Origin of the sequence: Proteus vulgaris (genome assembly GCF_011045815.1) — a bacterium.
In the GTDB taxonomy this organism is placed as follows: Bacteria; Pseudomonadota; Gammaproteobacteria; order Enterobacterales; family Enterobacteriaceae; genus Proteus; species Proteus vulgaris_B.
Genome location: NZ_CP047345.1, coordinates 80,197 through 92,542, shown reverse-complemented (window position 1 = coordinate 92,542; position 12,346 = coordinate 80,197). Strand labels below are relative to the sequence as shown.

General features: G+C 52.3%; 14 protein-coding genes. 4 read left to right on the top strand and 10 right to left on the bottom strand.

What is annotated here, in order from left to right; translation table 11 throughout:
• Positions 1–8: 8 nt before the first annotated feature.
• The 9 genes from GTH24_RS20755 to mobH form a co-directional block, all read right to left on the bottom strand.
• Complete coding sequence (locus GTH24_RS20755; RefSeq protein ID WP_001052531.1) at positions 9–374, bottom strand: hypothetical protein; 366 nt, start codon at positions 372–374, stop codon at positions 9–11.
• Positions 375–385: 11 nt separating this feature from the next.
• Complete coding sequence (locus GTH24_RS20750) at positions 386–529, bottom strand: hypothetical protein (protein ID WP_001275801.1); 144 nt, start codon at positions 527–529, stop codon at positions 386–388.
• A gap of 180 nt (positions 530–709) precedes the next feature.
• On the bottom strand, positions 710–1,372 hold the full coding sequence (locus GTH24_RS20745; RefSeq protein WP_001231463.1) for a hypothetical protein: 663 nt from the start codon (positions 1,370–1,372) through the stop codon (positions 710–712).
• A complete protein-coding gene (locus tag GTH24_RS20740) occupies positions 1,372–1,749 on the bottom strand; it encodes a hypothetical protein (RefSeq protein ID WP_000869261.1) in 378 nt (125 codons plus the stop codon). The genes GTH24_RS20745 and GTH24_RS20740 overlap by 1 nt, the downstream gene beginning before the upstream one ends.
• A gap of 241 nt (positions 1,750–1,990) precedes the next feature.
• Positions 1,991–2,167, bottom strand: a complete 177-nt coding sequence (locus tag GTH24_RS22040; protein WP_169342285.1) for a hypothetical protein — start codon at positions 2,165–2,167, stop codon at positions 1,991–1,993.
• A gap of 47 nt (positions 2,168–2,214) precedes the next feature.
• Positions 2,215–2,844, bottom strand: coding sequence for a DUF4400 domain-containing protein (locus GTH24_RS20730; RefSeq protein ID WP_000743450.1), 630 nt, complete (start codon positions 2,842–2,844; stop codon positions 2,215–2,217).
• Positions 2,801–3,346 (bottom strand): hypothetical protein, encoded by a 546-nt coding sequence (locus GTH24_RS20725; protein WP_000228720.1) that lies wholly within the window; start codon positions 3,344–3,346, stop codon positions 2,801–2,803. The genes GTH24_RS20730 and GTH24_RS20725 overlap by 44 nt, the downstream gene beginning before the upstream one ends.
• Before the next feature lie 49 nt (positions 3,347–3,395).
• A complete protein-coding gene (gene traD / locus GTH24_RS20720) occupies positions 3,396–5,261 on the bottom strand; it encodes a conjugative transfer system coupling protein TraD (protein ID WP_000178856.1) in 1,866 nt (621 codons plus the stop codon).
• Entirely contained in the window at positions 5,258–8,236 is a 2,979-nt protein-coding gene (mobH, locus tag GTH24_RS20715) for a MobH family relaxase (RefSeq protein WP_001337757.1), read from the bottom strand. Before mobH ends, traD begins: the two co-directional genes overlap by 4 nt.
• Before the next feature lie 167 nt (positions 8,237–8,403).
• Here mobH and GTH24_RS20710 point away from each other — a divergent pair, with 167 nt between their 5' ends.
• Genes GTH24_RS20710 through GTH24_RS20695 form a run of 4 tightly spaced genes read left to right on the top strand, consistent with a single transcriptional unit; the run spans position 8,404 to position 11,931 of the window.
• On the top strand, positions 8,404–9,021 hold the full coding sequence (locus GTH24_RS20710; RefSeq protein WP_001249396.1) for a hypothetical protein: 618 nt from the start codon (positions 8,404–8,406) through the stop codon (positions 9,019–9,021).
• Positions 9,003–9,236 (top strand): hypothetical protein, encoded by a 234-nt coding sequence (locus GTH24_RS20705; protein ID WP_001191892.1) that lies wholly within the window; start codon positions 9,003–9,005, stop codon positions 9,234–9,236. The genes GTH24_RS20710 and GTH24_RS20705 overlap by 19 nt, the downstream gene beginning before the upstream one ends.
• A complete protein-coding gene (locus GTH24_RS20700) occupies positions 9,236–11,428 on the top strand; it encodes a DNA topoisomerase III (protein WP_000366822.1) in 2,193 nt (730 codons plus the stop codon). The genes GTH24_RS20705 and GTH24_RS20700 overlap by 1 nt, the downstream gene beginning before the upstream one ends.
• Before the next feature lie 14 nt (positions 11,429–11,442).
• Positions 11,443–11,931, top strand: coding sequence for a hypothetical protein (locus GTH24_RS20695; protein ID WP_000468105.1), 489 nt, complete (start codon positions 11,443–11,445; stop codon positions 11,929–11,931).
• 91 nt (positions 11,932–12,022) lie between these two features.
• On the opposite strand, the gene GTH24_RS20690 is transcribed toward GTH24_RS20695, so the two are convergent.
• On the bottom strand, positions 12,023–12,301 hold the full coding sequence (locus tag GTH24_RS20690; protein WP_014386427.1) for a hypothetical protein: 279 nt from the start codon (positions 12,299–12,301) through the stop codon (positions 12,023–12,025).
• Positions 12,302–12,346 lie beyond the last annotated feature (45 nt).

Sequence of the window (12,346 nt, the reverse complement as noted above, 5' to 3'; positions counted from 1 at the left end):
TGGATCGGTTATTGATTTTGAGGAACCGCTTCCGAATGTTTTTCCGAAGCCGCAACGCTAACTTCATTGGCTGGTCGGGCCACCCCCAGAGTTTTCACTTCCTTGTTAGCATTGGCTTTAAACTTGAACATCAGACTGTACGCCGCCAGCAGGAAGAAGCTGAGAATGCCCCAGTAGGTCTGAACCGTGCCCAGAGCCTTGGCCGGGTCACTTGCAGCTCTGTTGGCCGTATCAGCAGCCAACTTAACCCACTGACTCCAGTCAAAACCTGCCGCAAAAGCAGACAGCCAAAACGCGACGGCCACTGGAACGATGAAGATGCACATCAGCACCGCGTTCATCAAAAACCAGAAAAATTGTTTATTAAGGTTCACACTTCCTCCCATTAACCTAGAAAATTGAATGCGTGTTCCAGGTTCATCCCTGCAACAACACCTATAACGAACATCACCTGCCAGACAAGGAACTGCCAGGAGATGAATGAACCAGATGAGCTTTCGCTTTCTCTGACGTGAGCTTGTGCGGACATAGACCCTCCAAATAACTTGTCGTCATCACGGAGTAATCGTCTCTTAATTGATCAATCTAGGAACAGTGCTGTTACGGCCCATTTTGGGCACTTTATGGAGGTTTATTCGAGGAGATGATAAGAGCGGGAGGCGAAAAACTTTCACATGTGAAAGTTCAAAGCGGCCAATGGCCGCTTGTTTCACACTGTTCTATTGTAACGGAGTTCTCGATAAGCATCCCATGCTTGCTCTGATGAGACACCTCGACAACCAACATCTGTGGCGCACTCAAGGTCCATCTTGTACTGCTTAACCTTCTGGTCTGCTGTATCGCCCCAGCTCATGGCTGATGGGTACTTGGAAACACTAAACACATTTTCAAGTTCAGCCTGATAGTCGTCGTTTTGTAACAGAGGTTCGGTTTCACCATCATCCCAGCGAATGTAAGCCTTACCCTGGAGAGCCTTCAAATGCAAAGGCACCAGTAAGGTGGAAATCACTTCGTCAGCCCTGATGTCTTTGTAAGCACACCAGTGAGGTTTAACGGTGATCACACCATTTACCAAAACGATGTCACACGCCAGTGTCGCTTCAACATTATCGTTAACATCCTGCCGAGCGTAGATCTCCACGAAACCAACCTGCTCTGGAACAACCTTGTCGATGAAGCTCCAAAAGCTGGGGTACGACGTTCCATCGCTGAGCGTCAACTGACCGTCATGCTCTTTCAGCATACGGTTCAGTTGTGCAGTGAAGAACTCTGCCGACACTTTTCTTGCCAATGGTTCCATATCACTCAGTCGTAGAGTGGCTCCTGCACCCCCCTCATACACCTCTCCAAAAAAGAAATCTCTCTTACGCATTAGACTTTGCCTCCTTTAATCGCTTGCTGGGTCAGCTTGATCCAGTTCAACGGGTTTTCACAGTCAACATGGTTGCCAGCGGCACCAACTACCGTTTTGTATGCCTCCGAGCCTGCCGCTGTGTGTACTGCCAGCATAAACGAAAACATAGGGTCATTTTGCATGGTGCCAATCATCATTGCACTGGAAGTGTCTTTGAGCTGGCAGTTTTCAACCCGCAGATTGAGTACATCTTTTGCCACCATCTTACAGTCGGGACACACCTTCTCAAGGTTCTTGAGCTTTGCGTCGTCATTGAGCACATCAGGAGCCGCGATGGCAGTACCGGCCATACACAGCCCCAGTGCCAGCAGTTTGAGTTTATTGGTTACTTTCATGGTTCCTCTCTATATCGTTCCAATTTCGTTTCGGTAAAAGAACAGTGGCCCAGTGACTGTTCTGAGTTCCGGCGTTACTTGCTTTACTCTTGAGCAAATATGCTGCTTGAAAAAGTTGTGGTATCCGTACAAAGCTGGGCGTGTAAAAACGGAATAGATAATGAGGGTGATGGCCGCACCAGCGGCCCACCCGATCACGTCCGGAGAGATAAGTCCTGGCACGTCTGAGATACGTTCTGGTTCAACCAAGCGGCACACCACCAGCACCCAGAACCACATTACCGGCATCACAAAGATCATCTTTCCGACGCAAGCAATGAGCACCTTCACCAAATTCAAGCTCTGCGCCCAGTAAAGCCACAACGCAGACAAGGATTGGCGACGTATCACCTGGTAGACGTTCAATGGGATGTCGCACAGATGCACCCCATCTTGATTTATAACGGAGTAGCTCATCCTCCCTCCCTATACCCGTTTCTGGAGGTTGCCGAACGTCAGGCCAACCAGGACACAGCACGTCATCATTGTCATCGGGATGACAACCGGATCGAGCGCTATGGGGATGAAGAACGCGATGAACAATCCGGCCATCAGGTACATCGTTCCGCGAACGCTATAACGATGGAGAACCGGACTCGCATAATCGAAGTTGGTCCGCTTAATTCGCCATGTCATCATCCCGTCATATACCGCAGGTACGAACAGGATCAGCATATAGGGAGCCCACGCGGCTAACAGCGCCAACCGTGTGTAGAACTGGTAAATGACGTTGACAAAGGCTTCCATGCGGCCTTTGACCCACACAAACCAGCCCTTGCCCATATCCTGCATCCCCTTGGACTTCTGGCGCTCCTCTTCTGATGGGATCAGCGTTTGGTACATCCCCTCATAGAAGCCTGAATCAATAACGCTCGACCTGAACCAGGTAGATGCTTTGTTCTGTATCCAGTCTCTTGCTTCGACACCAAGACTCTGTTCCACCAGCACGGATTCCCTTTTGATGGCTCTGTCTGTCCAGTCGCCAGGGATCAGCAGCAATATTGCCAGCAACTCAATAACCAGCAGCCATGCGACCAGCAACCACGGCTTCTTCATAGTCGGTTCTCCTTAAAACAGTTTTCACGCTCTCACAGGTGATGAGCTCATACAGCAAGCCACGCAAAGAGGTCTCATCCTCATGGGGCTGCGGGTTAATGGATAGTTCTCCTGGATGGGAAGAAAGCCACAGTGAGAACGACTCTCCTGAATCGACAGACCATGAATCACCGCCACTATCGACAATTTGCACTTCCAACGCCCGGCAGGTTTCGGTGATCAGGGTTTCCAGAAATGCCCCAATTCTGGCCGGGTCTTCATATTTCTCTCTCTGCTCATGAAACACGAGCTGGCTGTAGCGATGCAGAGCTTCTTCAATGATCGGGTAAATCACAGGCTCCTGATTAGCCTTAATCCCGTCTGTGATGTAGCAGCTCAGCTTCTCGATGATGGCCTCCGATGCAGGCCAGTCGAATTGGAGGATGCTCAGGATGTGAGCGTTCTTGCGGCCACGACTTTTCAATTCATTCATAACCCTGTCGAAAGGGTTCACATCGACCATGATGGCTACCTCGTAATCTCTATACTTCTTGTCACACATAGCTCTGCTCTTACTGGGTCAATATGGGCAGACGGCCTTTTACGATTGTTCCGCCTGAAATTTTGGCTATGTATTCCAGGTTCGGAAGCATTCCCAATAACTGGGCTGGGAACAGATCAGCTTCCTCCTCCATCAAACGCTCGCCTTGGTTGCCTCCGTGCATAATGGGCTCCTTGCCATCCGAGTTCTGGCCTTGAGTCCGCATGACGTACTTGAGCCGGGTCTTCGGCAGGTTATCCGCGATATACTCCTGGGTTTCACCATCGACGATACGCAGAGCAAACGTGTTGTTGATGTTCCCCAACACCTGGAGCGCTTTGTCTTTGCTACCCAGTCGAGCTGCGAAGTCAGCAAAAGTCTGAGTTGCAACGAAAAGACGAAGTTTCGCACCGCGACCTTTGTTCAGGAGCTGGATGAACGGGTCGTTGATCACCTCGGCAGCCTCATCAACAAAGATATTTACGGGTCTGTTGTTGACGCCGTAGTTGTATCTGTCACCGGCAACCGCTGTCAGGTCTGACAGGAAGATGGACCCCATAGCACTACCAACCATGTTGTCGGTCAGGGAGTCGAGCCCCAGATAAGCAACTTGAGCGTTGTTGATGATTTTTGCGGAATCGGTGATCTGGCGTTCGTCGCTCAGATCAGATGAGTCTGGAGACAGCAGAGGGCCTAGCTCCCCGGACGTCAGCATATTCATGATCGGCAGGAGGTTCGCCACCATCTTGGAGAAGTGGGTTTGGTCGTGCTGGAACATCGACAGCAAGCCTTCCAGGTCAGAGTTCGGGTGCTCAGGTTGGATGATGTCGTAGTAGAACTTCATCAACGCGAAAGCGATCTTCTCACGCGAACCGTTTTTGGCTTTTTCCAAGTAAGCCGCTGCTTCTGCCTCCCAGTCGGGCATAACTCGCTCTGAGTAAGCCTGAACGGCCTTGATGACCAAGCCAGCAGCGCCACCTTCAAGGAATCGGCGGAGCTTTGTCAGGTTGGGACGATCATGAGTGATGACCAAGCCCTGAGCGATGTTGTTCAGTGCCTGCCATCCAAATGATTTGAACGGGTCGGCCCCTGCTTCGGACGGGATCAACGCTGCCAAACGACTTGCGATTTCAGTCACGCGGGTGAAGTTACGCAGAGGGTCGATACGCACCGACTCTTCCGGGAATGCTGGATGAAATGAGACGAATCTTTCCGGCTGCCCCATAGCTTCACAGGCACGTCGGGCATTGTCCCGCATCTCCTTATCCCCTTTCGGGTCTATGATGATCACGGCTTCCCCACGCAGAATGGCCTGTGAAATCAGGATGTCGAACATACGGGTCTTGCCCGAGCCGGTGGTCCCAACGATCAGCGAATGCCCCTCAGTGTGCTTGAGTGGCTGCATCAGCTTCTCTTCTTTGGGCTCTACCCCGTGAATCCAGGGCTGGCCGATTGGCAGCTCCTTTTTCTTACCCTGTATCTTCCGGACAACCTTTTTGACCGTGGACTCTCTCCCTACGATGGAAGTCCAGTCGCGTTTCAGGATCTCAAACACGCGCTGGGCATGGCGGTTTTCCCACAGGAACCCACTACCAAGCCACATATCGTCCGGCGTGTCCTTGATGTACTTTTGGAGCTCCGCAATGGAAATAAACTCCAGATCACGCCCCTTCAAATGCTTTTGGAGCAGGTGAAGTTTGATAGCCTTGGGCAAACGAGCCATCGCCATCACGCCACAGATCCCCGTCATCCAATAGAATGGCTCCGGCGGCATCGTGCTGACTTGCTCTACGGCCAAAGCCGCGCCGGAGGCGGCAAGCCAGCCTGCTACAGCATTTTTTTCATAGTTGGGCCGCCACGGCATCTCGTAGGCGAGCGGGTCATAACTCATTGTCATGTTTCATTTACCTCTAAATACAATTTTCCCTGACGTTTCTTGAGCAAAGGGCGTCTCTGTGCCCGGCTCAGCATCCCGCAGAGGATGTGTTTGCTGATGCCGATGTTTTCACCGGCAATCATGTCGAAGGCTTTGTCACTGGTTACTAAGCAGCCATCCTCTTCCAGGACAGGTGTCACGAGCCATCGGCCCGAGCGTTTTTGGATCATGTCCTTGAGCATCTGGAGTGCTTTCTGAGGCGTAACACCAGACGGCAAGAAATCTTCCGCGTTGATGTCTTTCGGGTTTGTTTTCGCCTTAGGCGGCTCAAACTCCCTAACCTCTGGATCTTCCCTTTCTCGCACCTCGACGTGTCCCAATTCCTTCTCACGCTCAACTTTGGGCTCAGGAGCCACCGGTTGAGCCTCCCGCTTAGGAAGGCGAGCCACGTTCTGTTTTTCTTGGACCGGCTTGCGCTGTTGCTCTTCAACCGGAGAAGTAACATCGACCTTCTTCTCCTTCGGCTGTGGCTGGGAGTCCTTACCTTTCGCCTTTTGTTCAGGCGAGGCTTTACCGGCATTAACCTCAGGCTTCTGCTGCTGCGCCTTTTTTCGGCTTTGTTGTTTCGGTGCAGACTTATTTTTGCTTGCATCCAAGCCAGGGGGAGAGACGAGCTCAAAGGCATCCTGGTATCCACCCATTGACGCCTCGGCATCCTTAATGGCCGCCACGACTGCATCTGAAAGCTGCTCCGCCAGTACAATTGCCTTCACTCCGCTGAAATCACGAACTTTGCGACCTGGCATAATCGGGTCCGGAACAATCGCGTTGGCGTGGGACAGCTTCGAGAGAACCTCTGACGGCGCACCCAGCGACCGAGCGCCATCCGGGTACAAAATGACGGCTTGCCCCTTCATCAGGCATAGGACTTCGCCCAGCGTCGTTTTACCTTCCAAAACAGGCATGATCGCTTGTTCAAGCAACGCCGATGCTTCCCCGTATCCAGACAACATCTCAACGAGCAAGGTCTTTGCGTCCTTCTCATGCTGATTAACGTTGTCCGTATGCGGCATTTCTGGCGTGTGCGTTGGTTGTTCTGGTGCGTCAGTCAGCATAGGGAGCGGCTCAATCGCCCATGATGGCGGTTCATCAGAACCACCGAACATTGGAAAGTCATCGCCCTGCAGGGAGTTTTGTTCTTGTGGAACGAAGTCCTGTTTTGGCTGCTCCTCTTGCTTTCCGGGCATTGCCACATCTGGGATTTCTGAGTTTGTTGCGTCAGTGCTGGTTGTCTCTGCCGATGCGTTGAATGCGTCAAACGGGAAGTCGATGTCCCCCAGTCCACCCCCAACATCCTTGAGTGCTTGTAACGGATTGTCGTTTGCCAAAGGTGGTGCGTTTTTGGCAATGTCCTGAGGGGACAGATCCTCTTTTGCCTCTGGTTTATGGGGTTGTTTCTCCGTATCACTCTTCGGTTTTGCTTTGCCCGGTTTGCTCTGCGGCTTACCCTTCTTGCCAGCGTCAGGCTTAGATGATTCCGTTGGTCCCGCATCTTTTTGCTCTGGCTTCTCCTCGACAGCATCGGAGGTGCTTTTCAGCATCTCCATCGCATCACCAAAGCCAAGGCCAGCTAGAGCTTTCTCTGCTTCCTGCTCTGCGGCCAACATGTCATCGTTCAGAGCTGCTTCACCTTCCTCTTGGTCGTCACCGTCATCGGCTTCCTCAGGATCAACGAACTCAATCTCAGCGTCCTCAACATCACCAACAACTTCCGCAGCAACAGCCGCAGGAGGCTCAGTCGTAAACACCAGGTCGTTTGATTCGAGTCGGAGCATCAAGATCTTCACCGAACCCGCCGCCTCCTGGAGCATCTCAGGCAAAACTTCCCAGTAGCGGTAGTACGCACGTTCACCCTTCTCCTGCACCGTGTTTGGTACAGCAAAACCACGTTCGATGAGAATGTCGGCCAGTGTGTCAGGGTCTCGTGGGATACCGGGGATCTTGTCGTGGCTGATCAAGTCATAAAGGTCCCCAAGCTGTTTCCAGGCAATGAATACACCTTGGTTGAGGTGCCAGACTTTCGCGCCTGGCTCATTGACCTTCCATTTTCCGGTTTTAACCAGGCGGCGGATGGCATCGAACACGTAACGCTCGACGGGCACACCATAGGAGAACTCGTCCACATCGAGACGACTCTGGCGAAGGTCCCGTGAGACGCTCTCTTGGTCAGCGCGAAGCATCAGCTTGGTCACAGGCTGATTGACGCTGGTTCCTGAGATAGCTTCCAGCATCGCTTCCATGATGGACGGGCCAGACTTGGACAGAAACTCCCGAGTCTCAGCCGGAATAATTCGATCCACCGCCAGCAGCGAGAATTGCTCATGTCTTTTGTGTCGCTTGTCGCGCCACCGGATAAAGTAACGGTCGATTTCGTGACGGTGTGCCCAGTCATGAAGTGACTCCGAATACGGGTTCCATGTGATTGACCCGTCTTTGTCCGTAATGGACACATCCGAGAGCGGTTTACCCACATCATGCAGCAGCCCAGAGAAACAGCTCGCCAGTCTCCAACGCGGCTCATTGTCACGGCGTTCCCGAGGCGTCCCCTCGATGGAAAAGATAACTGACTCAGATGCCTGAGCTGCCCAGAAGGCCACTTCAAGCCCATGTCGGAACAGACCACCAGCGCCACGGTGGTGGTGTGATTCGGAAGCTGGCAACAGGTGAACAAACGCGGCATACCGCTGGATCACCGGCAAAACAAGCCGGTTGAAGTCGTCCACAGTGAAACCGAGAGAGTTCCGCACTTTCTCAATCAGTTCAGCTTGGGTTGCCAGTATCTTGTCTAGTGGGGCCACTGGCAGGCCCTTGGCAAAAGGTGGGTATCGAGGGATTTCTTCATCTTCCACGTCTTTAAGCGGCAACACTCTGGCGCTCGGCGCGGTCTCGATCACTCCACTTCGCCCACCAAATAACTTGTTAAGGGCTTTCAGCATGTAGGTTGACCATATTCCTATCGTATTTCTCGTCGCTACATGCTCTCAAAACACCTTTAGATCGCACACACGCCTATCTGTCCAATTTGGGCAGTTTGAGAAACCAGCTTTCCATCCCCCCCCTTTTAGAATGGGCTCATCGACAATTTTTGATGAGGAACGACACGATGAGACAACTGATAGCAATTCTGGGAGTGGCAATTCTGGCCGGGTGTGCCTCTAACGCCCCCGAGCAAAAGCCTCAGCCCCAGACTGCCCCTGCCGAAAATGACAAACCTGCCCGAGTTAGCCGGGAACTGTCGATGGCATGGGACAACATGGGGCGCGGTGGTGCTGCATTACGTCAACCTGGTTATATCCATGTGCTGGGCGACGGTAATGTCAGCGCAACGATGAACAAGGTCAAAGATGACTCCGCTGGTTCAGATAAAACTCCAGCAGGGATCAAGCAGCACGGGGATGTGAACGAAGCCATCAATACCTTCAAGTCCATGAATAAAGGCAAAGGCTACTCGCTGTACGAGTTGTCACGCTGGGAACGCTATTGCGATGGCGGCAAAGGTATGGACGAGCACGATTGGCGCTTTGTGGAAGCCGAGGGGACTACAAACATCCCCAAGGATGTTGTAACCGGCTGCATACCACCTACCCACACCTATCAAGATTATCTGAATGCCTGGACGCACTTTTGCACCAGCCAGGCTGTAACTGACGCAGATCGCCGCATTGTGCGCGAGTCCGTGCGTCCCTATTCAGTGGTGAACCCATGCAAAGCTCTGAAATAAGAAACCAGACAGAGCCAAGCCGTAAGGCTGAGCTCTTCGACGCTTTATCAATCATGCTCCAGGAGGCCGGTTCGAGGGGTAATTCCCGCGAAGCGGCCTATGTCATTTCTGGAGTCCTCGAAAACCTCTCCAGAGACTACCCCGAAGTCAAAGGTCTGGCCCAAAGCTGGGCTGAGCTGGCGAATCTGGAATCAAAGATGAGAGGAGCTGCTTAATGGACCTTTATATCTGCGAGAAGCCTTCTCAGGCCAAAGATTTGGCTGGCGTAATGAAGGCCTCCCAACGAGGTGATGGATTTCTCCATGATGGAGGAAACCGCGTTATTACGTGGGCGTTCGGCCACCTGCTGGAATTGTATATGCCAGACGATTATGACGAACGCTACAAGTCATGGTCACTGGAGACCCTCCCTATTGCACCAGAGTCATGGCGGTACAACGTTCGCAAGAGTGCGTTCAAACAGTACAAAATTGTTGAGGGACTGGTCAAAAAGGCGAGCACCATCTACATCTCAACGGACTACGACCGAGAAGGTGAGGCTATCGCCCGTTCGCTTCTGGATCGATTCCGCTACTCTGGCCCTATTCGCCGGGTTTGTTTGACGGCTCTCGATGAGTCAAGCATCAAGAAAGCGCTGAACAACGTAAAGGATGGCAAGGATACGGTCTCACTCTACTACGCCGCATTGGCACGGCAACGCGCTGACTGGTTGGTAGGCATGAACGTGAGCCGCCTCTACACAGTGCTGGCCCGAGATGTCGGCTTCAACCACACTCTTCACGTTGGCAGGGTTATCACCCCAACCGTCGCTCTTGTTTGTCAACGGGACCGAGAGATCGCCGGTTTCACCCCCTCACCATACTGGACTCTGGGTGTGAACGTGTCCGTACAGAATGGACAGTTTGCCGCCCAATGGATACCACCAGAAGAGTGCAGTGACGAGCAAGGCCGGTGCGTCAATAAGGCCTATGCCGAGCAGGTAGCCTCCCAGGTCAATGGTGCCAATGCTGTTATCAGCAAAGCAGAAACCAAACCAGGTAAAGAGTCAGCCCCCCTCCCCTTCGATCTAACGTCGCTGCAACAATACGCAAGCAAACGATGGGGATACACCGCTCAGCAGGTACTGGATGCAGCTCAAGCTCTGTACGAGACGCACAAAGCGACCACCTACCCTCGTACTGATAGTCGTTATCTACCCGAGAGCCAAAAGGAAGACATTCCGGACATTCTCCAGGCGCTCATTTTGTCCGATCAGAACGTCTCTGGGCTGGTGGCTGGCGCAGATCCTCATCGCAAGGCCAGGGTATTCAATGACGCCAAAGTGACCGCGCACCACGCGATCATTCCAACACCGGCCAGAACAGACATCAGTGCCATGTCTGAGATCGAGTTCAATCTTTACGACGCCATCCGTCGTTTCTACATCGCGCAGTTCTACAGCGAGTTCGAGTTCACCAAAACCTCCATCGAGGTGCAGTGTGGGCGTCACCTCTTTGCGGCCTCTGGTAAGACACCTGCCAAACAAGGCTGGAAGGTTTTGTTTGCTTCTGATAGTGAAAGCAGTCCCAAGGACGAGGGGGAAGACACCGACGCGCCGGTTGAACAAGAGAAGCTCCCCAGGGTTAGCCAGGGCGAACCCGCTTTGCTTAATGGTGCCGAGCTGGCAAACAAAATGACGCGGCCAGCACCGCACTTCACCGAAGCCACATTGCTTGCCGCGATGGAGAACATTGCCCGGTTCGTGACTGAGGAGAAGTTCAAGCAAATTCTCAAAGACACAGCCGGTTTAGGCACTCCAGCAACACGCGCAAGCATCATCCAGGGCGCTGTTGATAAAGGCTACTTCAAACGTCAGAAAAAGGTACTGCTTGCAACTGATAAGGCTCATGCGCTTATCGCAGTGCTTCCACCAGCCATCAAATCACCCGGCATGACTGCGGCTTGGGAGCAGGAGCTTGAGAAAGTCGCCTCCGGCTCCGGGAATATGTCTGTCTTCATGAAGCAGATTTCCACCTGGATCTGCCAAATGGTTGAGCAGCTCAAAGTGCCCGCACCGGTTCTGACCAAAGAAGGTGGCGCGATGGCTAAAGCCTTCGAGGGCGCTAAGCCGCCTTCACACGAATGCTTCAACTGCGGTGGAGAGATGCACCGGATCAAAGGGAAGAACGGATTTTTCTGGGGCTGCCAGAACGAGGCTTGCAAGAAGACGTTCCCAGACAACCGAGGGAAACCCGAGAAGCGTATCGCGGCTGAGGATTGTCCAGACTGCCCAGATTGCGGTAGCCCGATGCGTCTCAGGAAAGGAAAAGCGCCCGGCAAGAAGCGAGCTTCTAAGTTCTGGGGCTGCACCGCCTATCCCGATTGCAAAGGCACTATGCCCTTCAAAAAGTCGGACTTTATGGATTGATAGAGGAATTAAGTATGTTTGGAACAATCATTTTAACTGCGATGCTCACCACCAGCTCAGCCACTGCCGAAGATGCAGGGAAGAACATCGCCTCAGGCTTGGCGGCGGCATCCGCCAGCCAAATGGGGCAGGCCGTAATGCCAACTTTAGCTACCAGCTCGGCCATTGCAAAAAGCGCAGGTAAAGGCATGGTGTCAGGTTTGGCTGCGGCGACTGCCAGCTACATTCCCCAAGACGAGCTGAGCTTTACTCGAAGCTATAAGAACTCTGAGGCTGTGGATATGGCAAAGGGCCTGGGGACATTGAAAGAAGCGCCTGAGTTTCTCTACGTTGTTACAGACGTAAATGCCAACATGGCGGTCAAATGCAAGCGCGTCTGGGAGCCTCAATCTCTGGCTTTAAGTCCAGTGATTGTTGAGCTGGTGGAACTACGTAAGACGAACAACAAAGACAGCTACGAACAAGCACTATCCCACCTCGATTGTTCAATGTTCACAGACTAAAACAATTAAGGGGCCGATGGCCCCTAATTTTTAATAACCCAATTTCTTTTGATACCTGATTTTCCTACCAAGCACAGTTGTCATACACCATTCAATTCACATGGATAGCGAATACTTCAACCGGACAATCTCCAAAGTGCGGGTGCGTTATAACACTCCTTGAGAAGCCACGCCAAGGGCGAATCTCTATCCTGGACATATCTCCAGCCTTTGGGTAGCCACACTTAACATGGACTTCATCATACTCGCGCCCCTCTAGTCTTTTTATCCAGTAGTCTGTAACGAGGCGATATTCATCTGGTTTTTCTCCAGATTTGATCTGATCGAAGTAAATCTTTTTTACGGGCAGATGAAGTATTCTCTTTTTCATAATCACCACCTGATAGCCCATCAGACTATCTAACTATTCGACAAA